Genomic DNA, 21,377 nt, shown 5'->3' on the forward strand with positions numbered 1-21,377 from the left:
AGCAATTGACGGCGCCGGCCTTAGTGAATTTTCAGCAGTGCATCTTCGATGTCGCTGCTGTCTTCTGGGCGGACGACCCGCGCTATTTCTTCACCATCCTTCAAAAAAATCAGGGTTGGCCAGAGCTTAACGCCAAACGTCCGCCCCAATCTGTGGCCTTTGCCATCCTCAGCCTTCACATGCGGAATGTCTGGGTGATTGTCCATTGCGGCCTTGATATCCGCCTGAGCACCCTGGCAGATCCCGCACCAGTTGGTGCCGAATTCGATCACCATTAGGCCTTTGCTCTGGTCCAGCTCATCACGGCTCAGGGTTTCGGGTGTATATCGGCTGGTGTACGACATGGTGTTTCCTTGTTGGGTTATCCGTCTGGAAAATAAATCTGTCCCGGTTTTCTGTCCCGGTTTTCTCGACAGAATTATGTTCCCGGGGAATCCCGGGCTGCTTCCACGATGGCGGCGAATTCACCGTTGTCCGTCAGCCGCCGGAAGACCTGTGCCAGAGGCAAGACCAAGCCATGGTGCTTGTTATTCAGGTAATGATACAGGGTGAACTCGGTAACCGGCCTGTCCAGCATAACGAGCTGTGCTCTCTGCTCTGCGTTCATGGATGAGACGCCCTGAACCTCTGCTACCAGCCCTACATCAATCCGCCCGAGTTTCAATAAATTCAGCATTTGATCAAAGTCATTCACCACGATGGCCTTCAGTCCACGAGCGGCCCGTTCCGCGACAATAATGCCCCGGCGGACGCCCACCACCGCGTTCGATAACTGCTGCGGATTCCAGTCGGTGATGCCAGCCCCCAGCGTCACCGCCATTAGCCGTCCCCGCATCAGTGGATAGGGCACGGGAACCAGGTTTGGAAAGGCCTTTTCAATGCCGGCAATTCGGAACAGCTCGCCGTCAACCCGCCCACTGTTGGCCATGTTCAGCGATCGCCGGGACGGCATGGACACCATTTTTATATCGTAGCCAAGTTCACCGTAGGCCTGGCTGAGCATGCTTTCAGCCAGGAAGGTTATAGGCGTCTTCTCAATGGATGAAAAAACAAGCTCATGGGCGCAGGCAAACAGGGGCACAAACAGCCACAGGGCGAGCGCAAATCCGATGTTCCTTCTTCGGCTGAGCCGGATACGTTGCGCAGGCATGCGTACTTCATCCATCAGGTGTTTACGATCAGCCGGTAGCAACCAGACCGAATATTAAAGAGTTTAGCCGAGATGCAGGAGCGCGCAATGGCGCTCGCGTTCCTGATATGCCGTTGAACGCCACCGGCAGCGATGCTCCGTCAAGCCGACGTGGTGGGGGGAGCCCTGAAATAGAAAAATAGATCTGTCCCGGTTTTCTGGCGAGTCTCAACTTGCCCAAAAAATGCATACCAGCCGTACGGTGGTTAACCGCCTTCTTGATGACAAGGACACTGGTGTAACCATCACAACGCTTGTCAAAGCCGGGCGCGCTTTGGGTATGACCTGGACTTGGGAAAAACCGGGACAGATTTAGTTTCCCTGACCCGATATCGAGAGGGCACAGGTAAGCGCCTGAACACAGCAGTGGAAAAGCTCTGCAGAGAAAAACGGATGTTCGCCTGGCTGCTCAGCCACAAAGAGTTGCCCACCTCATACACGGTACCCGGGTCGGCGCTGATGCCGCGAAACGGTGTCAGGTTGGCGATGATGGCATCGCAGCTGTCCAACAGTTCACTGTTGGCCTTGTAAGTTCTATGCCCGCGATCAGGTTTTGCCTGGTCATCTGAAAACGCCAGCTCGGTATCCAGAGGGTCTATGCCTTCAAACCCGTATTCCCGAAGGAGGCGTTTTTTCTCGGCCACGATGAACTGGTGTTCGCTGGCTGAGAAGAAGACTTCCGGGCCGGCGAGGTGGATGGTTTTGGCTTTGCCATAGGGGCCTCTTAAGGCTGGTCGTATATAACCGGGACAGATCTGTCCCGGTTGAGATCAATAAGCCTGGTTCAGCCGATAGAATTGGCGGTTATAGTTGAGACTGGTTGGTCGCAGCTCTGGTGAACTGCCTGATTCTAGTCCTGCATAGAGAACATTGTTATTGATGTAAACGATATCGTATTCATTAATTTCGAAGTCGGCACCATTGAACTGAGTAACATGCGTGTTGAATTCGGTAGCGGTGACGCCTTCACTCAGCAATACATCTTCACCCAGTGAGAAGACACCTGATGAGATAGGGTTCGGGGCTTCCTGAAACGGGGTAGTGCAACCGCTATCGATATAGTTCTCGATACTTGTGGTAAATGTGCCTTGGGTAAAGGATACGGTTACGATATCGTAGTGCGATTCCCCATCAACGTTTCCGCATTGCTTCTTCCAGGTGCCCTCAAGTGCTGTGATCTGATCGCCTGGTGTTATGGTACCGTTATCTTCGCCTTCCCCAGACGATCCCGTATCTTCGTTGACTGATTCCAGATTGCTTCCATTGCCCCCACCTCCGCAGCCAGCCATCAATACGGAAACGAGGGTGCACATTACCATCCTTTTCATGCTTGCATTTCCTAATAATATTATCTTTTGGTTTTCTGTTATATCATTATTGCATAAGGCCCATGGCCGGGACAGGCCTGGCGCGCTTCTCTTCCGGAGTCAGCGCTGATGCTAGCTATAGTGGCTTTCTTTTATAGAGTTGCAGCCAAAGTGATGTCCATTGAAAAGAAGTTTGCGGACCCTGATGTGAAGGCGTTTTGTGAGTATCTGGTGGCACAATCGCTGGGAGCTGCCGGGCAATCTTGTAGAAAAAGGGAAAAAGATGTGGCGTGCCTTTGGTATACGGCGCCACTTATTTTGTTTTCGGGTTACCTGGTGTACATCAGGATGTTCATCGAGCGGGAAGCCAATCTGTAATGGCTCACTTTGAACCGTTGCAGCCAGACAGCGCATCAGCCTCCCGGTAGATCGCTTCAGAATTTACTAACTCATCAAACCAGCGGGTGGCCACATTATCACTGATAAGCTCCAATAGCGCTCCAAGCACCATGCCCCGATGAACGTTATCGCCGCCCAGGAGTCTGAGATGTAACGCGCGGGTGAATACCTCCGGCCCATTACCTGGTTGTCCCGCAGGTTTCGTTTCACCAATGCCGCGACTTCCAGGCCCGCTGTGCCCTTGCATGCTTCCTACAGAAGCGCTTTGATGCCTTCTTCGTCTGGCCCTTCTATCAGGCCGCAAAGAAGGTTTACACAGCGGTCACAGACCTGCATCAAGCTTTTATCCGGGAGCGTTAGTGCCAGGTGTTCCCGGCAAAGTTCCTGGATGTCGGGCACATCCGTACCTGGGGGCCGCCAAAAAAAGGATCAGGGTAGCGGGAGTAACCGGAAAACCGGCACAGATCTCTTGTGGCTCGGTTGTGTCTGCCCCAAAAGGTTTGCACCGGTTTTCAGGATGGACCTTTACTGAACGTCGTAAACCTCAATAATCGTTTTAGCCAGCTCAAGGTCATTCTCGTTCGCCAGTGCAAGCTGGTTTAGTGCCCGGATGGTGGTGTCTTCCTGTGAGGCGTCGATACCCAGCAATTGCACAATGGTATCCACCTTTTCACCACCGCCACTTGCTAGCTGGTGGCGAAACTCGCCGCTGAACGCGATGATGATTTCCTTGATCTGTCGCGGCTTGGAGGTCGAGATTCCCGTCAGGGTGTCGGGCTTCAGGGTGACGAAGTACTGTTCCGGGGAGAACTCATGAATGGCACCGGAAACGCCATCGGTTGTGGAGCCAAACAGCCCCCCAATCACGATGTTACCGAAGAACCACGGGTTGGTTGTGGTGGAAAGCTGAGCGGTGTAGGTCTTGTAGCCTTCCTTCTCAAAGGTAATGGGCTGGTTGGAGCCCCGATCCACCGGAACGGTAAGTGGCGTTTTACCGAGCACACGGCCGGAAACAGTTACGGTGGCTTCTTCAGGCTCGCTATTGAAGGTGAGTTTCTGATCGGTTCCGGAGACGACCGATGCGCAACCGGAGGAGAGAAATGCGATGACGGCCAGTGTGACTAGTAGCGAGTACTTCATGGTTCTTCCATTTAATAGTGCTTAATTCCAGAAAGGTTATTGCGCGAAGGAGATCTCGCCGGACTGGATTTGTAGTTCGTTGAGCTTGTTCAGCAGACCCTGAATATTGGCTTTTCCGGAACCCTCGTTGGCCAGCCTCAGGCGCTTGATGGCGGCAAAGGCATCGCCAATGGTGGCGGTGTAGGGGGCGACAACCGTCTTGTTGAGGACCACAGTGCCGTTGTTATCGCTGTCAGTCAGGATGTACCTCACGTGGGTGGTTACCTTGAAGTCCAGCCCGAACATGGGTTGGTCCACTTCCAGCAGAAGAGCTTCGAGCTGATACCGGCCGGAGCCAGAGAGTAATCCCTGTTTCTGCAGGCTTTGCTTCAGGGCGCCCGCAAAGGCATCGTTGTCGATCTCGGAGGTCCATGCGGGGTTTGTTTCCTTGCCGCCGGAGACGTTGGTGACAGTCACATTGTTTTCCAGGGCCGTGTCGTAGGCCTTCACTGGCCCCTCGTACACCATGTTGCCCATTTTGGCGCCGGAGGCGCAGCCGGTGAGGTAGAGCAGAGCAGCCAGTACTGCCAAAATCCTTGCGTTTCGCACGGTAGATTCCTTCTTGATTATTTTGGATATTCCTTGCCGATGAGCCGGAGTTCATAGCGGCGCACCATGGTAGCTGAGCGTTGGTGAGCTTGCTATAAACTGGGGGGTAGGCGGAGTAAAACTTTGTGAAATCAAAGGAGTTAGGGAGCAAACGGATTAAATCTATCCCGGTTTCCCAGTGGTATGGTGCGTAAGATGAGTCATTATGAATAAACCCATGCGCAGACTATTCTTCGGGTTGGAGATTCCCTCCCAGATCAAGGCTCGCCTGTTGAAGGTCAGAGCAGGGGTGTCTGGTGCCAAATGGCAAAGTGTGGAGCAGATGCACATCACCTTGCTGTTCCTTGGTGACGTTAAGGAAGAGTGTCTATCATCAGTGTGCGAGGTTGCTCACCCTATTCCCCTGGCCCCTTTTGAGCTGAGTGTTGCGAGGTTAGGTAGTTTCGGCCAGCCTTGCGCGGCCCGGAATCTCTGGGCAGGCGTCCAGCCAGTGTCTCCCGTTGCCAGCCTCCATAGTGCGATTAAAAGTCAGATGGAAAGCCTCGGATTAACAACGGAAAGCAGGGCATTCCGTCCCCATATCACCCTGGCCAGATTCAAGCGCCAGCCCTGTTCGGTTCAGAGCTTGCTGGCTGAGTATGAGGGCACGGTTTTTGGGTCGTTTGAGGTGGATCAGTTTGTGCGTTTTGAGAGCGAGCTGCCGGTTTAAGCAGTTCGGCTCCAACAGTTTCAAGATGCCCATCTTGGGTATGTAGTTACCCAGAATGGGTTTTGGGGGTGCCGTTAACATGCCAGCAGTAACAACATCGAACCGCACGGGGTTAGCGGATGCCCTGTTCTCACAAACCCGCCAAAAGGTACTGCGACTGTTCTTTGCACGTCAGGAAAGGGACTTTTCGATCAAAGAGCTCATCGAGCAGGCGGAAGCAGGTTCGGGGGCTGTGCAGCGGGAACTGGCGCGCCTGGTGGATAGCGGCCTGGTGCAAGTGAAGCTGCAGGGGAGCCAGAAACGATATAGGGCCAATCCGGACTCGCCCGTTTTTCCGGAGTTGTCTTCTCTTGTCTCCAAACTGCTCGGTCCAGAACAAAGAAACGTCGAGCTAACAATAACCCTTTTTTGAGGAAGGTCTTGGAAGGACAGTACATATTATTGAAAGGAAGCATCAATGAATGAAGAAGCACTGGAGAACCTGGTCCGGATACACAAACTCCGCCATGAGGCGGTAGATGCGAACGAGGTTCAATAGGTTCGACTTGTCCCTCTCAGTTGGAGTCTGAAACCTGCTCCATAACCGGAGCTTTGTGCCACGTCGAGCGATCCATCCAGGGGTCGCGCAGGCCAATGTGCCCGATGCCGGGTAATTTGACGGCCAAAGCCAGAGGGTCAACGCCAATGTTGAGGCCGAGTATGTTCAGTTCAACACCTTCCCGGATACTCGCCATAAGGCCGAAATAACCATTGAGGGAGAACTGGTAGCCCGAGCCGCTGGGCGCTTTCGCAAATACTCCGTCAGCGAGATAATCTTTTCCGATGGCAATGTTGGGCAGTGCAACATTCAGTTCGGGTACCTGCCGGATTACCCAAGCTACAAAGGTATTGCTGTTGGGCCCGGGCCAGGCTTTGTATTCATTCGGGAAGGGGTAGGCGTCGATAGCTGTCCGGATATTGGCGATGGCGGCCTCCGCTTTCTCACCACGTAGATCTGCCAGCAACATCGGCGGGTTGCCATACCAGGCGGTATCCGGCTCACCGGGGCGGGACCGCACCGCCTTATAACCCCAGCCAGTGACATCGTGAACTTCGTAGGTGGATGCCCCTCGCACCTTGGTCGCAATCCAGGTATGGACCGCAAAGTTTCCGCGCCAATTATAAGCGCGGGCACCGTAAACCTGCACAATGGCTTCTTCGGTCTCGCCCGGTAGTGGCGCAATGCCTGCGCTGGAGCGATCGGTGTCACGCCAGCTCTGGCCAGATTGACTGCTGCAGGCTGCAATTAGTGCGGGGCCTGCCAGCAGAACCAACAAAAATACTGTGGTTCTGATGAGCCATCGAAGGGGTTTGATCATTTCAAGGGTACCTCGGGCTGCATGCATTGGTTGGTGGTCAAAACCCAATCAGTATACGACTCATATAATCTCAAGTATCAATGCGAAGCATTACCCAGGAAAACCGGTTTTCACGCTCCGCGAGGAGTTACAAAAGTCCTAAGGCATCGAATCAAAGACTGATTTATGTTTCACGTCAGATTGATTGAAGGATGCATAACAAGGATGTCTGAGAAATGGATTTGAGCCCGGTTTACCCGCCCTTTATTGCTGCACTCTGGTATCTGTTGTCTCTTACCGTCATTGCGGGCCTGATCAAGTTGTCCTGGTTCAAGGAGGATGTGAATTGAAGCAGAAAGGACTACTCACTGTTTGGAACGATGCCAAGGGGTTTGGTTTCATTACTCCTGAGGGCGGCGGTGAGCGCGTATTTGCTCATATCAGCAGTTATGCAGGCCGGGGCCGGCCGGTTTCTGATCGCAAGGTGACTTACAGTATCGCGGAGGATAGCCAGGGCCGGCCGAGAGCGGGGCGGTTCCAGTATGCGGGAGCTGCAAAGGTTGGTGCCAGTATTGCCCCGGGAGTCTGGGTAGCGGCGGCAGTTGTGCTGGTGTTTTTCACCACTCTGGCTGGCTTGTTCCAGCGAGGTTATATGCCGGTCTCTATTTCGGCGGCCTATGGCGCGATGAGCCTGGTGTTGTTTGTGATGTATTGGATCGATAAGCGGGCGGCGCAGCGGGGGGCACAACGTACGGCTGAGAACACGTTGCACCTCTTTGAGCTTTGTTGCGGCTGGCCCGGTGCGCTTATGGCCCAGCAGATTTTTCGGCATAAGACGCGAAAGGGGAGCTATCAGTTCGTTTTCTGGCTGGCGGTCCTCGCCAATCTGGGCGCGCTGGGTTGGCTGCTTGTGGCGCCGGAAGCGAGCACTTTGCGACAGCAATTGGATTTTGATTTGTTGAACTCTTTGCGGCCGCTTATCTGGTAGCTGATAACAGAAAATAGATCTGTTCCGGTTATCCCAGCGTCACCCGCAGTGCCAGCGGATGCTCTTCGCAGTTGTGTCCTGCGCCGCCGCGATCTACCACTAGAAAGGTGCCCTCGCAATCGAGGACGGATTGAATGGCATGCCATGTTCCGGCGCGGTAGTTAACGCCCTGTTGGCCATCGGTGACGAACGCGCGCACCTGGTCTGGGTCGATCACGTCTCCTGCGGGTGCCACCACGACAACAAAGCGCTCACCGTGCAACGGCACAAACGCCTGACTGCCCAGGGGGTGACGCTCAAGAAAGGTCAGCTCCAGTGGCATTTTTACGGGCTGGGTGACAAAGATACTGATCAGCGTTCTTGCTTCTTCGCCTGATGTCTCGACCTTAGCCAGATCATGGTAGCGCCGGGTGCGTCCACTATTGATCATGAAATAATCGGCGCTGCGGTGATCGATCACCTCACCAAAGTCGACGAAAGCCTCGGGTGTCAGCGGCTCGGCCGTCAATTGCAATAACTGCTCACTCATCTGAGCTCTCCGCTTTGTGAACGCAGGTCGGTCATTTTATGGTTAAATATCGTCATTGCTCAAACCACCACGTATCGCTGCAGCGCGGATGTGATAAGCCATGGCCGCACTTGCGCGTTCGGGCGACTGGTCCCGAATGGCGTTAATGATTTGCTGATGCTCTTCCAGAGGCTTCATCACTTCTTCTTTATTGCGCAAGGGTTTGCACTGAGCGCTGTGGATGTCTGTCGCAGTGCGCCGTCTGGTGTCGGTAAAAATCGAGTTCTGCAATATGGAGAAGATGATGTGATGGAAGTTGAAATCTTCCTGGACCGCATCAATCAGCTGCCCCTCATCAAGCGCGTAGCGCATCCGGTACAAGGTTCCTTTCAGGCGCTCCAGATCGTCATTCGAGCGAAGCCGGCTGGCCATTGCCGCGGCATAGGGCTCTGCGGCCAAACGAAACTGGAAAACCTCTCGGGTGCGACGGCTTACTTCGCAGGTGCTACTGGTCGCCATGTTTTTGGGATCAGGAACGAAGACACCTCGGGCCTGGCGAATGTCGATCAGGCCCAGTGTCTCCAGAACGCTCAGCGCCTCACGCAGAGCTGGGCGGCTTACGCCCAGTTCTGCAGCTAGTACTCGCTGCCCTGGCAGCGCTTCTCCAGGTGGATACTCACCGCTTAATATCTTGGTCTGAAGAAGCTTTGCTATAGCATTGTTGAGCATAGTTAAGTATTCACGCCTCTCAAAAACACAGGAAAGGTAATTTCATTTTCACCAGTCTAACAAGGTGCTAACGGGGGATGCGACCCACTACAATGATTTCACCATAGCATCGGCCAATTCCGCCGTGGTAGCGGCTCCACCCATATCGGGCGTGCAGTAATCCTTGTTGCTCAAAACGTCATTCAGTGCGGTCATGATCGCATTTGCAGCCTGGCGTTCGCCAAGATGCTCAAGCATCATCGCCCCGGACCAAACCGCAGCCACCGGGTTGGCCTTGCCCTGGCCCGCAATATCCGGCGCTGAGCCATGCACAGGCTCAAACATAGAAGGCAATTGCCGCCCAGGGTTGATGTTTGCAGAAGCCGCGAACCCCAGGCCGCCTTGAATAGCCGCTCCGATATCGCTGAGAATGTCGCCAAACAGGTTGGAAGCAACGATCACATCAAAGCTTTCGGGGTGCGTTATCATACGAGCGGCCGCAGCATCGACATGGTAGCGTTCAACTTTTACGTCCGGGTATTCGGCTGCCAGCTCATCTGTGATTTCATCCCAGAATACCATCGAATATTTTTGCGCATTTGACTTGGTCACCGATGCCAGCTTTTTAGAGCGTAGCTGAGCCTGTTCGAAGCCAAAGCGGAGAATGCGCTCAACCCCGTGGCGAGTAAATATGGAGGTCTCCACCGCCACTTCATGCGGATTTCCCATATGCACGCGGCCTCCGGCTCCGGAATATTCGCCTTCGGTATTTTCTCGTATGCACAGGATATCGAAGTCTGTTTTCCTCAACGGACCTTGTGCGCCTTTAAGCAGCCGATGCGGGCGCACGTTGACGAACTGGTCAAACTGTTTGCGAATCGGCAGGAGCAGGCCGTGCAGTGAAACGCTGTCAGGCACTTTCTCGGGCCAGCCTACAGCGCCCAGAAAAATCGCATCGCTTTTCTCAAGGCGGGCCAGTCCATCATCGGGCATCATCTGGCCCTGCTCAAGGTAATACTCACACCCCCATTCATAATGGGTAGGCGTCAGTTTAAAGCCAAACTTACTGGCTGCCGCTTCGAGCACGTCAAGCGTTGCCTTTGTTACTTCGACGCCAACGCCATCACCGGGAATGACTGCAATATCATAAGAATTCATTGTCTCTCCTGAACATTGTGTTTTTCGACAACGCTGACGGTGGCCTCGGCAACCCAGGAAAGGGCGCGTAGCGCAGCCAGATCGTCAGGAAAATGTCGATTGATCGATTGGCATCTTGCATGACAAGGCGCACATAAGCCTCAGCCGGGCCTTTCTGGCATTCAGGTGATTGGCCTTGACCGCGCCCATCGAGACTTGTTCAGCCAGTGATCCCGAGTACTCATACACCTCTTCGACCCGGCCCCAGTGCGTTGAAGACGTTACTACCACGGGAACGCCAGCGTTCAGCGCAGATCTCAGCGGTTCTACCCAGCTTGGTGGAATGTGGCCGCGGCCGATGGCGTCTATGACCAGCCCCTTGGCACCGCTGGCCACCGCCGCTTCCAGCAGGGCGGGCGATGCGTCAACCGCAACCGGAAGAATGTCCACACGCGGCAACTGCTCGCCCGGCACAATTATGTTCGAACGCTGCAGCTGCTTGCACAGTCTGACTTCACCGCCATCGACAAAGCCCATGGGCCCGATACCCGGTGAGCCAAAGCCGTTGAGCTGATAGCTGCTGAGTTTGCGAACCGAATTTGCCGCATGAATTTCCTCATTGAACACCACCAAAGCGCCGGCTCCCCGTGCCTGCGGCGAGCCGGCGACCTTCAGTGCATCGCGAAGGTTGGGGCCGGCATCTGAGCCGGGGGCGTAGGGCACGCGCTGGGCGCCGGTGACCACCACGGCGGTGTCTGGCAGCGCCAGACTTGTGTCAAGAAAGTAGGCCGTATCCTCAAGAGTGTCCGTGCCCTGGGATACCACCAGCCCGGCCACATCTTCGCGTTGCGACAGTCCAATACACAGCGTTCTCAGCTGCAGCAGGTCGGCCGTGGTGATGGCGTTGCTGGGCTTTCGGAAGAGGGTGATAACTTCAACCGGGCCATCGCTCTCAATCTGCAACTTCTCCATGAGCTCTTTGCCGGAGAGGGCTCCCGCAATGGCTCTTCCCGAGCTACTTGGCAGGCTCGCAATCGTACCGCCCAATGAAATCAGTATTACGGTATTTTTCATATCTGTATCTTCAGGAAAAAATAGTGAGAATGCTTGGGAAGGCTACGAAAATCAGCAGCGCTGCGATGTACACGGCAACGAATGGAAATACCGCATAGCTGATCTTTTCCACCGTTTCATTGGCAATGTTCGCCGCGATATACAGGTTGAGCCCTACAGGGGGCGTAAACTGTCCGACGGCCAATGCAATGATGGTGAATACGCCAAAGTACATCGGGTCAATACCGGCAGCCGAGGTAATCGCCACCAGGGTGGGTACCAGCAGTACCAGAGCCGACACGTTATCCAGGAAGGTACCGACCACGATCAGCAACGCCAGCATCATGAGCATGATCATGGTTGGATCAGTGGTAATGCTCATCACCCAGGCAGAGAAAAGCTGAGGCACGCGCTCGGTGGTAATGACAAAGGCAAAGGCATTGGCACAGACCATCAGGAACATGATGACGGCCGTTGTGGCTGCTGTGCTCATGAAAGCACGCTTTATTTCGGTAATGCCCAGGCTTTTATAGAGGAAAATGCCGATGAGCAGCCCGTAAATGCAGGCCACCGCAGCTGACTCGGTTGGCGTAAAGGCACCCGAGTAGATCCCCACAATGATAATGATCGGCATAAACAGCGCCGCCAGATTCTTGAGGCGCTCGCTTGGCGGGGGAGGCGTATCGTTAATGCTGATGTCATCAAAGCTCTTTCTTCCACGCCACCAATTGAGCATACAGATGGCCAGCGTCAGCAATATTCCTGGAATAATTCCGTTGATGAACAACCCGCCGATGGATACCCCGGAAATCACACCATAGATGACCATGGTGATGCTCGGCGGAATGATCAGTCCCAACGCACCTGAGGCAGCTACCACGGCTCCTGAACCCGCTGCGGTATAGTTCAGTTTTTTCATGGAGGGAATCAGAACGGTGCCGACGGCTGCCGTGGTGGCCGGTGCAGATCCGGAGATCGCCCCGAAGAAGGCAGAAGACGTTGTCGCCACATTGGCTAATCCGCCCGGTCGCTTTCCTACCAATCGGCCTGCCATGGCAACAAGGCGCTCGGACAGTTTGGCTTCATACATCAGTGCGCCGGCTAGAAGGAAAAGCGGAATCGCCAGGTACGAGAAGTTATTGAGCCCCTGGAACATTTTCTGCGCAACCACCAGCAGTGGAATATGGCTGCCGAAATAAATGGCAAGGGTGCTGGCCGCGCCCAAGGCGATCGCAATAGGTAATCCTATTATCAAAAAGCCGATAAAAGAGAAAATCAGAATCTCAATCATGATACTTGTTCCGCGCTGACAGCACTTTCGTCACTGAGGGTTTCGTGGCCGAGTAGTGTTTTCACAACAAGCAGGAATGCCGCTACAAGGCAGCCACCCGTCAGGAAAAACTGGACGTACCCCATCGGTATTCCGGTGGTGGGTGATACCTGCACCATGGCTCGTAGAGCTAGCGCATAGCTGAACCACACAATCACGGAGAGAAAAGTGATGGTAATAAGCCGGGAAGCAAGCGTTACCACTTTGGCAAGTGCCGGGGGCAGGCTGTCAACAAACACCGAGACCTTGAAGTGTTCGCCGCGCCAGAATGCAACGGCCATCCCCGACATGACGGCAAGCATCAGCGAGAATACGGAAATCTCCTGCGTCCATCCTATTGGCGTGTTAAGTACATATCTGAATCCGACCTGAATAACGACCAGCGACAGCATCACTCCAATAGAGACGGCTGCAATAACATGACAGATGGCCGCAATTTTGTCGCAAAGTGAGATCAGTAATTTTTGAATGCCAGAGGAGGATGGTTGATCTGTATTGTCCATGAAAACCGGTCCCGATCATGCCAATAGAACCGCTAGGCAACGGTTCTATTGGCGATCTAGTTGCTGAGTTAGTTACTGAGTGAGCTGGTTAAGGATGTCTTGGTTGAACGTGGCAGCGGCGTCGTCATAGACAGGCTGTACGGCTTTTCGGAACAGAGACTTGTCAACGTCATTGATCTTCATGCCACGCTCTGCGACGGCCTTCCACTGCTCGGCTTCAAGGTTCGCGATCAAATCAATGTGCTTGCGGTCATACTCTCTACCAACCTCTAGCAGCGTTTTCTGAATGTCTTCCGGCATGCTGTAGAAGAGGTTTGCATTCATGATGAGCGGAGAGCCCATGTGGATGTGGCCTGTACGCGATACATAGTCCTGAACCTCATTGAAGTTCTGGGTCAGGATGTGAGCGGGCGGGTTTTCCTGTCCGTCCACAACACCCAGTTGCAGCGCGGAATACAGTTCACCAAAGGACATCACCGTTGCACCGGCTCCCAGTGTCTTGAAAGTGTCAACGAACACTTTGCCTTCCGGAACGCGGATCTTCAGGCCTTCAAGGTCTTCTGGTTTGTTGATGGGGCGAACGGAGTTGGTGACATGGCGCATGCCATTTCCCCACCAACCGATGATAACGGCCCCTTGATTTTCTACCTGTGCACTCAGCATATCGCCAACGGGGCCTTCAACCGCCTCAAGGTATTCATCCATGTCTTCGAACAGAAAAGGCAGGTTGAGCATACCCATATCGGGTACCCAGTTAGACAGCACGGTATCCGAGGCGAGAGTCATTTCCAGGGTGCCGATCATGGTGCCTTCGACCGATTCCAGCTGATTTCCAAGTTGATCGGAGGGGAATACCTGGATTTCAACAGCACCGTCGGTTTTTTGCGCGATTTCTGCGGCAAACTGTTCGGTAATAGTTTGATAGTGGTGGCTTGGGGCGCCTGTGTGGTTGAGGCGGAGTGTATAGTCCTGCGCAAACGCCATGTTGGACGACAGAGCCATAGAAAGGGCAAGAGTAGAGACTACTGGAATAAATCCGTGCTTCATTGAGAGCTCCTATTAGATTGTCTCGTTATCTGCGATCAACCAGCTGCTCTAATTACTGCCGGGGAAAGCTGACTTTTATATCGAATTCAGTGGCTTGAGAGTGTCGCTTACAATTTTTGCCACATCGGTCAATGGTTTGATCTGTTGGTTGGTCTGTCCGGTCAAACCGGTCAGACCAGATGGAATCCTAGTTGATCGGCTATGCACGGACAAGTGTTTTAGACGAGATTTTGCGGGCTATACGTATTGCGGTGCGGAAATATCCGTATATGTCGATGGGTGTCGGCCCCCAGGCCAAGCATGAAAGTGACGTAACGGGCGGCCATTTTCGGGGGCATTTCAAGGTAGAAAGGGATGTTAAATTATCGGTAGTTGTTCCGCCGCAGTCTTCAGCCGTTGCAGGGCCTGCTCCGATTTCTGCTCTATGGCAGCTTTGAAATGCAGTACATTGGCCAGTACCAAGCGGAAGTCCGGCATGGTGTACGAAAGAGTATGTTCGAACTCGCTGGTATTTGGGCTGGTATTCTTCACTCGGTAGGTCAAATCAATCCTGACATCATTGTCGAGATTGGTGCCGAGTACGCGCCAATGGTTTCCTTCCGAACGGCTGATGACTTCCCAACTGACCCGGTTCTTCCCCATGGGGGTATCGATTACTTCATTGAAGCGATCGCCAGCCAGTCGGGCGGAACCAGAGCGGCAGTTTGTCTTGCCAACGCGCCGTTGTTCGGGTGTCCCGTGCCAGCATCGACCAGTGCTGGATGTTGGCCTTGATGGGGTTGAGGGTATCCAATGGGCGCGGATCGGCCTGCAACAGGACTACCGAAGCATTGGCTTGCTCGCACCGCTGCTTTGGCACTGTCCATCCGTGAAACTTGCACATGCCGCATGTGGCCACCTTTCAAACGCTGATCAGTGAAAACGGTTTTTTTCGTTACGACCAGCGACGAGTCGGGAAAGCACCGCTGGTGGCCAATCCACAGCAAATCCTGTCGGTGGTCGCCGGCGATCGCTTTGGTTTCGATCTGGATACCACGCTCATTGATTCGCCGGTGGCAGGTTGTGACGAAACCCTATACCAGCTCAGTCTCAATTACGCCTGCCAGCTGCTCAATGCCCAACATGTGTATCCGAACTCGCAGGCACAACCAGACTCGTGACCTCCGATGCAGCATACAATCTGAACTGGAGTCAGCGCCGCGGCCGGCTATAATGGCGTACTTTTAACCGTCGCAGAGAATCTTATGCCAATCGAAAAGAATCACGTTGTCTTGTTTCACTACAGCGTTAGTGATGATCAAGGCAACGTCGTTGAAAGCTCCCGTGGTGGCGAGCCGAACGCCTACCTGCATGGCCACGGTGGCGTTATCCGGGGGCTCGAAGAAGCCCTGGAAGATCGCGATGCCGGCGATACGTTCAGCGTGACGGTCACTCCGGAAAAAGCCTATGGTCCGCGTAAGACTGATGCGATACAGCGCGTGCCGGTCAAACATTTGATGGGTGCCAAACGCTGGAAGCCGGGTATGATTGCCCAGGTAAAAACAGAGCATGGCCCGCGCCACGTGATCGTCGCCAAGGTCGGCCTTAAGTTTGCCGATGTCGACACCAACCATCCGATGGCAGGTAAAACCCTGACCTTTGATGTCGAAATCCTCGAAGTACGCGCTGCCGATCCGGAAGAGATAGCACACGGACACGCCCATGGGCCGGGTGGGCATCATTGAAGGATGCACAACAAGGGTATCTGGGAAATGGGTTTGAGCCCGGTTTTTCCTTTCAGCCCGGGTCAATTGACACGTACAGAGTGGTGATCGCGTCCATTTTCTTCAGAATGGATTCGGTGGTCACTTGAATAACAAAAGGTACATGGCGGCCGCTTTCGCTCAATTCGAACCCTGAGCGCGAGAATTTCCATTGGCTCACAACGTCACTCAGGGCCTGGTTGATTTCATCGGTGTTGAGGGAAGATTTGGTCAGGAGGTCCAGCGCATGGTCAAAGTCCTTCAGCGCCAGTGCGAACGCATCTTCAACGGTCTGGTCGTCGATTTGCCAACTCTTCGCGACGTATAACATACCGATACGTTGTGACAACATGCGTTGGCGACCAGAGAGGTTAATCAGTTCGCCCTTGCGGCTGCCCAAATACGCTTCAAACAACTGAACGTTGTTCTCACAGAGCTCAAGCAAGCGAGAGGCCTGTTTGATCAGGGAAAGTGCCTGACTATTCTCTGGTTTGCTAATTGCCGACTGGCGGAATTGATTCCATGAGCGGCGAATATCCTGTAGGGAGGCAGTAATTTCTTGCGTAGGTGAAAAGTCTTCCAGTTCTCCGAGGTGTTGTTCGAAAAGAGCCACACTAGCGTCCAGTTGCTTCAGGGCGGTCTCGGTAGACACCTCCTGGCCAACCAGTAGGTAGGACTTGGCGATGCGCTGGGTGAGCATCCGTTGCATTCCAGCCTTGTTGATTGCAGCGTCAATAGTCAGTGTGTCTGCTGCGCCGATGGTCGGCGTCAAGAAAAGCATAATCATCACTATTGCGAGTGTCGCGAAGGGCGAAATCATCGCTCGTAACGGGTTCTCGGGCAATGGATTGCGCTCCCTACAGTTACTTTGCATATCGTGTTCCTTCGTGAATGGCGCAGAGCTTAGCTCTAATTCCAGGAGCATCGTCTGTATTCTGGATTTGGGGAACACGAGGTTACACGTCTGGCTGGGGCACATCTTTGACGATAATCATTGGCAGCTTCGTGGTGAGATTGCCCCAACTTCAAAGTGCCGCAAGGGGGCTTGAACTGCCAGGCAGGAGCATACCGATGAAAACGGTGTTACCTTGCGCTTGTGAGAAACCGGGACGGAGTCACTTTCATGGTTTCACCGGCCAGGACGGGAGGCAATGTCCATAACCTGTCCGTTTTTCAGGGCGACAACTTGCCAAACTGACTCCTTGGGAAGTCATACAACCACTCCTGTTTTGCCTGGAGCCCGGAATGATCAAGCCTAGTTGTTACAGCTGTCGGAAGAGATTTGAGCCGTCTGCGCTCAGGATTTCTTACTCGAAAAACTACTGTGAAAGCTGCGGTGTGGGGCTTTTTGGTGGGGATTACTTCAGTTTCGCCCAAAAGCCTGCTCCAACTACCCGGAAAAATCTGGCAGTACATTCTATAGTGTTTTTTTTGGCGGTTGCTGGTTTGAGCTTGTGGCTTTGGGGCCGCTAAAACTCCCGTGGCGGTGAACCGAACGCCTACCTGCATGGCCACACGCATGGGCCGGGTGGGTATCATTAATCGGGTAAGGTACTGTTATGAAAAATTTTAAATCGCTGATGATTCTATCCCTGTCGCTAATCGCAGGCTGCACCAATGTCGCCAGCGACCTTGGCAGATCCATTCATCCCGCGCCGTCATCCGCTTTAAACACGGACACGCTGTTCTCCGCCGCCAGCGATTTCTTCGCTGAGGTAGGCTACCAGTGCAATACCAACTACGAACCCACCAGCCTTCATTGTTCCAAGGCACTCCGCGATCTATATATTCACCAGACCCAAGCGGTGGTGCAGATTTATCCAGGCGACGATGAAGCGCACCCCCATACTTTGGTCACAACCCGATGGGATGAAGGGCTGATTCCGGGTGAATTTATCTCCAGTGAGTTCACAAACCCCGATGTGAAGGCGTTTTGTGAGTATCTGAGGGCGCAAGCGTTGGGGCTTTGCCGATGGCAGCAGTTTCCGGCTTAAACTTGATTGACCTATAATGAATGCTCCTTTCAAACTGCGGCCTTACCAGCGCGAAGCCGTTGATGCCACGCTGAAACACTTTCGCAAATCGGATGATTCTGCCGTTATCGTGCTGCCGACCGGTGCGGGTAAAAGTCTGGTCATTGCCGAGTTGGCCCGTATCGCCAAGCGAAAAATTCTGGTGCTGACTCACGTAAAAGAGCTGGTTGAGCAGAATCACGCCAAATACCAGAGCTACGGGTTAACCGCCGGCATCTTCTCCGCCGGGTTGAAGCGTAAGGAAAACCGGTATCAGGTGACCTTCGCCAGTGTGCAGTCGGTATCGGCCAATCTCGACCAGTTCAGAGATGAGTACTCATTGATCATCATTGATGAGTGCCATCGGGTCAGCGGTGATGAGAGCAGTCAGTACCAAACAATCATTGAGCTGCTGCGGCAACAGAATGACGCTCTTAAAGTGCTCGGGCTAACCGCCACACCCTATCGTTTGGCTATGGGCTGGATTTATCGCTATCACTACCGGGGCTTTGTTCGTGGCCGTAGTGATGATAGCGACGAGCAGGATAAGCCCTTTGTGCACTGCATTTATGAACTGCCCTTGAGTTATATGATTAATAGGGGGTATCTCACCAGACCTGAGCTGGTTAACGCGGCGGTGGCGCAATACGATTTCTCTGCGCTGCCTCGGAACCGCTTTGGGGAATACGCCGAAAACGATGTTAACCAGCTGTTGAGCAAACATCAGCGTGTAACCCGAGCCATTACCGAGCAAGTGATGGAGCTGGCCATTGAGCGTAAGGCGGTGATGATTTTTGCTGCAACGGTGGATCATGCAAGGGAGATCACCGGCTATCTGCCGGAACACCAAACAGCCTTGATTACCGGCGCCACCGACTTGAATGAACGGGATTCGCTGATCCAGCGCTTTAAACAGCGGCAGTTAAAGTATCTGGTGAATGTGTCCGTACTCACCACGGGCTTTGATGCGCCCCATGTGGACTTTATCGCCATTCTTCGTCCTACCCAGTCGGTCAGCCTGTATCAGCAGATCGTGGGCCGCGGTCTTCGTCTGGACCAAGGTAAAGAGGATTGTCTGGTGATTGATTACGCGGGCAACCGTGTCAATCTGCATCACCCCGAAGTGGGGGAGAAGAAACCGAACCCCGGTAGTGAGCCGGTGCAGGTGTTCTGTCCGGGCTGTGGTTTTGCCAATATTTTCTGGGGCAAAACTGATAGTGAGGGTCACGTTATCGAACACTACGGCCGCCGCTGTCAGGGCCTGCTGGAGCCAGCTGAAGAGGGTGAGCCAGAGGCGCGGCTCGCACGCCTTGAGCAGTGCGATTACCGTTTTCGTTTCAAGGAGTGCCCGCACTGCGGTGGCGAGAATGATATCGCGGCACGTAACTGTCACCAGTGTAAAAAAGCGATTATCGACCCGGATGATCAGCTAAAAGATGCTCTGAAGCTCAAAGATGCAATGGTGATCCGCTGTGCCGGGATCACCTTGAACGGCAATCACAGCAAACTGAGAATTACCTATCACGCTGAAGACGGGGAAGAACTCAGCGAGTCTTTTGATTTCCGCAAACCGGCACAGCGCAACGTTTTTAACAAACTGTTTGGGCGGCGTTTAGCGAACAGCCAAGCCCCGCAAGCGTTCAGCAGGGTTGAAGAGGTGCTTGAGATACAAGCCTTGTTGCCGGCACCGGATTTTGTCATTGCCCGCAAACAAAAGCATTACTGGCAGGTGCAGGAGCGGATTTTCGATTATATGGGTGCCTATCGTAAGGCTAATGAAGTGTAAAGCTTGTCTTCCTGCTCTGGTTTTCCCATTGATCACTGTGGCATTTGCAAGAGCGCGTGTCTTTCCGGGATGATTTGATGCTCTACAATATATCTCTCCCGGAGACTGCGATGAACGAAGCCTGGTTGAAAGCTTTGCCCAAAGCGGAGCTGCACCTTCATCTGGAAGGCGCGCTCGAGCCCGAACTAATGTTTACGTTGGCCCGTCGTAATGGCATTGAATTGCCGTGGGATGATGTGGGCGCGCTGCGCCATGCCTATGCCTTCAATAATCTGCAGGAATTTCTGGACCTGTATTATAAAGGCGCCAACGTGCTACGCACCGAGCAGGATTTTTATGATCTCACCTGGGCTTATCTGCAGAAGTGCCAGGCCCAGGGCGTGGTGCACGTTGAACCCTTCTACGATCCGCAAACCCATACCGAGCGTGGCATCCCTTTTGAAGTGGCTCTCAATGGAATCTGTGGTGCCCTGCACGACGGCCGCGAGCAGTTGGGGGTATCCGGCGGGCTAATTCTCAGTTTCCTGCGGCACCTGCCTGAAGATGATGCCTTCCGGACGCTCGAGCAGGCCATGCCGTTCCGGGATCAGTTCTTTGCGGTGGGCCTGGACAGTTCCGAGCGGGGCCATCCGCCCAGTAAGTTCGAGCGGGTGTTTGCCAAGGCGCGGGCTGAGGGCTTCCTGGCGGTTGCCCACGCAGGTGAAGAAGGCCCGCCCGAGTACATCTGGCAGGCGTTGGACCTGCTCAAGGTGAACCGGATTGACCACGGGGTTCGCGCTGCAGAAGACCCGAAATTGCTCGACCGGCTGGCCGAACTGCAGATTCCGCTCACGGTTTGTCCGCTGTCGAACATCAAGCTGTGTGTGTTCCCTGACATGTCACACCACAACATTCTGGAGCTGCTGGAGCGCGGCCTGAAGGTGACCGTGAATTCCGATGACCCGTCTTATTTCGGCGGTTATGTGCTGGAGAACTTCGTGGCGTTGCGCGATGACCTGGGGATGACCGAAGAGCAGGCCCGTCGGCTGGCGCAGAACAGTATGGATGCCCGGCTGGTGTGATGGCGTATGGCGCGGGGTGCCGGGCCCTGACATTGGATAGCGGTTTCACCGATGCGCAATGTGCGGCCCAGCCACGTTTGTTCGGCAAGCCCGTAAATACCGGGCTCGGTTTCGATAACGATGTTGGGGCGAAAACGTTCGAGGTTCCAGTCGGCACCCGGATTGTTGGCTCGCATGTGGTCCAGGCTGGCGGTGGTCAGAATATGCAGCGGCGAGACCAGGAAAAAGGTGCCTGGCCGGGACACGTACTCCTGCATCTCAGGCGGCAGGTTATCGAGATCGGGTAGCGGCTCGCCGGGTTCTCTTGCAAAGGTGTTCTTGAGCTCGTCCAACCAGTGTTTATTGCCTTGTTTGTAGCGCCGGTAGAACGCCTCATTGGATTCGGGTTCAAGTGTCCTGAGTTCGCTATCGTGTCCCACCAGTTCCGAGATATGTTGATCGGTGCCGGCCTCACCACACAGGCTTTGTTCGCCATTGGGAAAAGTGATCTGCACGGCCTTCTTTTCTGGGCCGGAATAGCTGGCGCGACACTGGAGGAGTTGCGGGCGGAATTTGCAGCTCTGAATTTCCCGCCGTTTGAGGTCCCGGACCGCCCAGAGCCGATCGCCTTCGATTCCGCGACTGTCAATGAAAACGCCAGAAAGCGCCGATCCGGCCATGCCTTTGACCGGGTAGTGCCAAATAGATGCAAGATGTCCAATTTTTTCCATGATTCGTGCCCTCTGAAAGCCCATAGCAGAATCTAGGCTGGAGGCTCAGTGGCGTCCATGCGTTGGATGACGTAGGAGCCGGGGGAGCGAAGACTGGCGTAAACCACCCCGCAACGCCCTCCA

The 21,377-nt window shown here is 54.1% G+C and carries 29 protein-coding genes; 9 read left to right on the forward strand and 20 right to left on the reverse strand.

Going from position 1 to position 21,377, the window contains the following annotated elements; genetic code table 11:
* Positions 1-20: 20 nt before the first annotated feature.
* The 4 genes from FFI90_RS11785 to FFI90_RS11805 form a co-directional block, all read right to left on the reverse strand.
* Complete coding sequence (locus FFI90_RS11785) at positions 21-344, reverse strand: thioredoxin family protein (RefSeq protein ID WP_144778188.1); 324 nt, start codon at positions 342-344, stop codon at positions 21-23.
* Positions 345-418: 74 nt separating this feature from the next.
* Complete coding sequence (locus tag FFI90_RS11790) at positions 419-1,150, reverse strand: substrate-binding periplasmic protein (protein WP_186317965.1); 732 nt, start codon at positions 1,148-1,150, stop codon at positions 419-421.
* Positions 1,151-1,446: 296 nt separating this feature from the next.
* Positions 1,447-1,833 (reverse strand): nucleoside 2-deoxyribosyltransferase, encoded by a 387-nt coding sequence (locus tag FFI90_RS11800; RefSeq protein WP_246123504.1) that lies wholly within the window; start codon positions 1,831-1,833, stop codon positions 1,447-1,449.
* A 126-nt stretch (positions 1,834-1,959) separates the two neighbouring features.
* The gene (locus tag FFI90_RS11805; RefSeq protein WP_144778190.1) at positions 1,960-2,517 is read right to left on the reverse strand and encodes a hypothetical protein; all 558 of its coding nucleotides are present in this window, start codon (positions 2,515-2,517) and stop codon (positions 1,960-1,962) included.
* A gap of 108 nt (positions 2,518-2,625) precedes the next feature.
* Between FFI90_RS11805 and FFI90_RS11810 the strand changes: the two genes are divergently transcribed.
* Positions 2,626-2,874: a hypothetical protein gene (locus tag FFI90_RS11810; RefSeq protein ID WP_144778191.1), complete on the forward strand. Its 249-nt coding sequence runs from the start codon at positions 2,626-2,628 to the stop codon at positions 2,872-2,874.
* Positions 2,875-2,878: 4 nt separating this feature from the next.
* Here the strand turns inward: FFI90_RS11810 and FFI90_RS20130 are convergent, their stop codons facing one another.
* From FFI90_RS20130 to FFI90_RS11825, 4 genes are all read right to left on the reverse strand, one after another.
* A complete protein-coding gene (locus FFI90_RS20130; RefSeq protein WP_186317966.1) occupies positions 2,879-3,142 on the reverse strand; it encodes a hypothetical protein in 264 nt (87 codons plus the stop codon).
* 5 nt (positions 3,143-3,147) lie between these two features.
* Entirely contained in the window at positions 3,148-3,294 is a 147-nt protein-coding gene (locus FFI90_RS20135; protein WP_186317967.1) for a hypothetical protein, read from the reverse strand.
* A gap of 126 nt (positions 3,295-3,420) precedes the next feature.
* Entirely contained in the window at positions 3,421-4,035 is a 615-nt protein-coding gene (locus FFI90_RS11820) for a PEGA domain-containing protein (RefSeq protein ID WP_144778192.1), read from the reverse strand.
* Positions 4,036-4,071: 36 nt separating this feature from the next.
* Positions 4,072-4,623, reverse strand: coding sequence for a hypothetical protein (locus FFI90_RS11825; RefSeq protein ID WP_144778193.1), 552 nt, complete (start codon positions 4,621-4,623; stop codon positions 4,072-4,074).
* A 205-nt stretch (positions 4,624-4,828) separates the two neighbouring features.
* Between FFI90_RS11825 and thpR the strand changes: the two genes are divergently transcribed.
* Both thpR and FFI90_RS11835 read left to right on the forward strand, forming a co-directional pair.
* Positions 4,829-5,332 carry an RNA 2',3'-cyclic phosphodiesterase gene (gene thpR / locus FFI90_RS11830; protein WP_246123506.1) on the forward strand — a complete coding sequence of 168 codons (504 nt, stop codon included), beginning with the start codon at positions 4,829-4,831 and terminating at the stop codon, positions 5,330-5,332.
* A 79-nt stretch (positions 5,333-5,411) separates the two neighbouring features.
* On the forward strand, positions 5,412-5,744 hold the full coding sequence (locus FFI90_RS11835) for a winged helix-turn-helix domain-containing protein (protein WP_246123509.1): 333 nt from the start codon (positions 5,412-5,414) through the stop codon (positions 5,742-5,744).
* 142 nt (positions 5,745-5,886) lie between these two features.
* Here the strand turns inward: FFI90_RS11835 and FFI90_RS11840 are convergent, their stop codons facing one another.
* Positions 5,887-6,690, reverse strand: coding sequence for a DUF3750 domain-containing protein (locus tag FFI90_RS11840; protein WP_144778194.1), 804 nt, complete (start codon positions 6,688-6,690; stop codon positions 5,887-5,889).
* Between the two features lie 325 nt (positions 6,691-7,015).
* On the opposite strand from FFI90_RS11840, the gene FFI90_RS11845 reads away from it, so the two are divergent.
* Positions 7,016-7,657: a DUF1294 domain-containing protein gene (locus tag FFI90_RS11845; RefSeq protein ID WP_144778195.1), complete on the forward strand. Its 642-nt coding sequence runs from the start codon at positions 7,016-7,018 to the stop codon at positions 7,655-7,657.
* A gap of 28 nt (positions 7,658-7,685) precedes the next feature.
* Here FFI90_RS11845 and FFI90_RS11850 read toward each other — a convergent pair whose 3' ends face one another.
* From FFI90_RS11850 to FFI90_RS11890, 9 genes are all read right to left on the reverse strand, one after another.
* Positions 7,686-8,186 (reverse strand): ureidoglycolate lyase, encoded by a 501-nt coding sequence (locus tag FFI90_RS11850; RefSeq protein WP_144778196.1) that lies wholly within the window; start codon positions 8,184-8,186, stop codon positions 7,686-7,688.
* A gap of 42 nt (positions 8,187-8,228) precedes the next feature.
* The gene (locus FFI90_RS11855) at positions 8,229-8,894 is read right to left on the reverse strand and encodes a FadR/GntR family transcriptional regulator (protein ID WP_144778197.1); all 666 of its coding nucleotides are present in this window, start codon (positions 8,892-8,894) and stop codon (positions 8,229-8,231) included.
* 87 nt (positions 8,895-8,981) lie between these two features.
* Entirely contained in the window at positions 8,982-10,031 is a 1,050-nt protein-coding gene (locus tag FFI90_RS11860; protein ID WP_144778198.1) for a tartrate dehydrogenase, read from the reverse strand.
* Positions 10,032-10,115: 84 nt separating this feature from the next.
* Complete coding sequence (locus FFI90_RS11865) at positions 10,116-11,084, reverse strand: asparaginase (RefSeq protein ID WP_144778199.1); 969 nt, start codon at positions 11,082-11,084, stop codon at positions 10,116-10,118.
* Positions 11,085-11,094: 10 nt separating this feature from the next.
* Positions 11,095-12,354 (reverse strand): TRAP transporter large permease, encoded by a 1,260-nt coding sequence (locus FFI90_RS11870; RefSeq protein ID WP_144778200.1) that lies wholly within the window; start codon positions 12,352-12,354, stop codon positions 11,095-11,097.
* Positions 12,351-12,896: a TRAP transporter small permease gene (locus FFI90_RS11875; RefSeq protein WP_144778201.1), complete on the reverse strand. Its 546-nt coding sequence runs from the start codon at positions 12,894-12,896 to the stop codon at positions 12,351-12,353. The genes FFI90_RS11870 and FFI90_RS11875 overlap by 4 nt, the downstream gene beginning before the upstream one ends.
* 72 nt (positions 12,897-12,968) lie before the next feature.
* Positions 12,969-13,943: a TRAP transporter substrate-binding protein gene (locus FFI90_RS11880; protein WP_144778202.1), complete on the reverse strand. Its 975-nt coding sequence runs from the start codon at positions 13,941-13,943 to the stop codon at positions 12,969-12,971.
* A gap of 357 nt (positions 13,944-14,300) precedes the next feature.
* Positions 14,301-14,585: a hypothetical protein gene (locus FFI90_RS11885; protein ID WP_144778203.1), complete on the reverse strand. Its 285-nt coding sequence runs from the start codon at positions 14,583-14,585 to the stop codon at positions 14,301-14,303.
* A 16-nt stretch (positions 14,586-14,601) separates the two neighbouring features.
* Positions 14,602-14,802 carry a hypothetical protein gene (locus FFI90_RS11890; protein WP_144778204.1) on the reverse strand — a complete coding sequence of 67 codons (201 nt, stop codon included), beginning with the start codon at positions 14,800-14,802 and terminating at the stop codon, positions 14,602-14,604.
* Positions 14,803-14,824: 22 nt separating this feature from the next.
* On the opposite strand from FFI90_RS11890, the gene FFI90_RS11895 reads away from it, so the two are divergent.
* On the forward strand, positions 14,825-15,103 hold the full coding sequence (locus tag FFI90_RS11895; RefSeq protein WP_144778205.1) for a hypothetical protein: 279 nt from the start codon (positions 14,825-14,827) through the stop codon (positions 15,101-15,103).
* Positions 15,104-15,187: 84 nt separating this feature from the next.
* Positions 15,188-15,667 carry an FKBP-type peptidyl-prolyl cis-trans isomerase gene (locus FFI90_RS11900; protein ID WP_144778206.1) on the forward strand — a complete coding sequence of 160 codons (480 nt, stop codon included), beginning with the start codon at positions 15,188-15,190 and terminating at the stop codon, positions 15,665-15,667.
* A 52-nt stretch (positions 15,668-15,719) separates the two neighbouring features.
* On the opposite strand, the gene FFI90_RS11905 is transcribed toward FFI90_RS11900, so the two are convergent.
* On the reverse strand, positions 15,720-16,559 hold the full coding sequence (locus FFI90_RS11905) for a type IV pili methyl-accepting chemotaxis transducer N-terminal domain-containing protein (protein WP_186317968.1): 840 nt from the start codon (positions 16,557-16,559) through the stop codon (positions 15,720-15,722).
* A 685-nt stretch (positions 16,560-17,244) separates the two neighbouring features.
* Here FFI90_RS11905 and FFI90_RS11915 point away from each other — a divergent pair.
* From FFI90_RS11915 to FFI90_RS11925, 3 genes are all read left to right on the forward strand, one after another.
* Positions 17,245-17,679, forward strand: a complete 435-nt coding sequence (locus tag FFI90_RS11915) for a hypothetical protein (RefSeq protein ID WP_144778209.1) — start codon at positions 17,245-17,247, stop codon at positions 17,677-17,679.
* Positions 17,680-17,695: 16 nt separating this feature from the next.
* Positions 17,696-19,483, forward strand: coding sequence for a DNA repair helicase RadD (radD, locus tag FFI90_RS11920; RefSeq protein ID WP_144778210.1), 1,788 nt, complete (start codon positions 17,696-17,698; stop codon positions 19,481-19,483).
* Between the two features lie 110 nt (positions 19,484-19,593).
* Positions 19,594-20,544, forward strand: a complete 951-nt coding sequence (locus FFI90_RS11925) for an adenosine deaminase (protein WP_144778349.1) — start codon at positions 19,594-19,596, stop codon at positions 20,542-20,544.
* Here the strand turns inward: FFI90_RS11925 and FFI90_RS11930 are convergent.
* A complete protein-coding gene (locus FFI90_RS11930) occupies positions 20,442-21,254 on the reverse strand; it encodes an MOSC N-terminal beta barrel domain-containing protein (protein ID WP_186317969.1) in 813 nt (270 codons plus the stop codon). The genes FFI90_RS11925 and FFI90_RS11930 overlap by 103 nt on opposite strands.
* Positions 21,255-21,377 lie beyond the last annotated feature (123 nt).

The sequence above is a fragment of the Marinobacter maritimus genome (assembly GCF_007671675.1).
Lineage (GTDB): Bacteria > Pseudomonadota > Gammaproteobacteria > Pseudomonadales > Oleiphilaceae > Marinobacter > Marinobacter maritimus.

Coding starts and splice junctions, on each gene's coding strand:
- FFI90_RS11785 (WP_144778188.1), bottom strand. CDS start 344: ATGTCGTACACCAGCCGATATACACCCGAAACCCTGAGCCGTGATGAG.
- FFI90_RS11850 (WP_144778196.1), bottom strand. CDS start 8,186: ATGAGTGAGCAGTTATTGCAATTGACGGCCGAGCCGCTGACACCCGAG.
- thpR (WP_246123506.1), top strand. CDS start 4,829: ATGAATAAACCCATGCGCAGACTATTCTTCGGGTTGGAGATTCCCTCC.
- FFI90_RS11820 (WP_144778192.1), bottom strand. CDS start 4,035: ATGAAGTACTCGCTACTAGTCACACTGGCCGTCATCGCATTTCTCTCC.
- FFI90_RS11900 (WP_144778206.1), top strand. CDS start 15,188: ATGCCAATCGAAAAGAATCACGTTGTCTTGTTTCACTACAGCGTTAGT.
- FFI90_RS11880 (WP_144778202.1), bottom strand. CDS start 13,943: ATGAAGCACGGATTTATTCCAGTAGTCTCTACTCTTGCCCTTTCTATG.
- FFI90_RS11835 (WP_246123509.1), top strand. CDS start 5,412: ATGCCAGCAGTAACAACATCGAACCGCACGGGGTTAGCGGATGCCCTG.
- FFI90_RS11905 (WP_186317968.1), bottom strand. CDS start 16,559: ATGCAAAGTAACTGTAGGGAGCGCAATCCATTGCCCGAGAACCCGTTA.
- FFI90_RS11805 (WP_144778190.1), bottom strand. CDS start 2,517: ATGAAAAGGATGGTAATGTGCACCCTCGTTTCCGTATTGATGGCTGGC.
- FFI90_RS11865 (WP_144778199.1), bottom strand. CDS start 11,084: ATGAAAAATACCGTAATACTGATTTCATTGGGCGGTACGATTGCGAGC.
- FFI90_RS11860 (WP_144778198.1), bottom strand. CDS start 10,031: ATGAATTCTTATGATATTGCAGTCATTCCCGGTGATGGCGTTGGCGTC.
- FFI90_RS11875 (WP_144778201.1), bottom strand. CDS start 12,896: ATGGACAATACAGATCAACCATCCTCCTCTGGCATTCAAAAATTACTG.
- FFI90_RS11790 (WP_186317965.1), bottom strand. CDS start 1,150: ATGCCTGCGCAACGTATCCGGCTCAGCCGAAGAAGGAACATCGGATTT.
- FFI90_RS11810 (WP_144778191.1), top strand. CDS start 2,626: ATGCTAGCTATAGTGGCTTTCTTTTATAGAGTTGCAGCCAAAGTGATG.
- FFI90_RS11895 (WP_144778205.1), top strand. CDS start 14,825: ATGCCGCATGTGGCCACCTTTCAAACGCTGATCAGTGAAAACGGTTTT.
- FFI90_RS11925 (WP_144778349.1), top strand. CDS start 19,594: ATGAACGAAGCCTGGTTGAAAGCTTTGCCCAAAGCGGAGCTGCACCTT.
- FFI90_RS11915 (WP_144778209.1), top strand. CDS start 17,245: ATGAAAAATTTTAAATCGCTGATGATTCTATCCCTGTCGCTAATCGCA.
- FFI90_RS11930 (WP_186317969.1), bottom strand. CDS start 21,254: ATGGAAAAAATTGGACATCTTGCATCTATTTGGCACTACCCGGTCAAA.
- FFI90_RS11870 (WP_144778200.1), bottom strand. CDS start 12,354: ATGATTGAGATTCTGATTTTCTCTTTTATCGGCTTTTTGATAATAGGA.
- FFI90_RS11855 (WP_144778197.1), bottom strand. CDS start 8,894: ATGCTCAACAATGCTATAGCAAAGCTTCTTCAGACCAAGATATTAAGC.
- FFI90_RS11840 (WP_144778194.1), bottom strand. CDS start 6,690: ATGATCAAACCCCTTCGATGGCTCATCAGAACCACAGTATTTTTGTTG.
- FFI90_RS11885 (WP_144778203.1), bottom strand. CDS start 14,585: ATGGGGAAGAACCGGGTCAGTTGGGAAGTCATCAGCCGTTCGGAAGGA.
- radD (WP_144778210.1), top strand. CDS start 17,696: ATGAATGCTCCTTTCAAACTGCGGCCTTACCAGCGCGAAGCCGTTGAT.
- FFI90_RS20130 (WP_186317966.1), bottom strand. CDS start 3,142: ATGCAAGGGCACAGCGGGCCTGGAAGTCGCGGCATTGGTGAAACGAAA.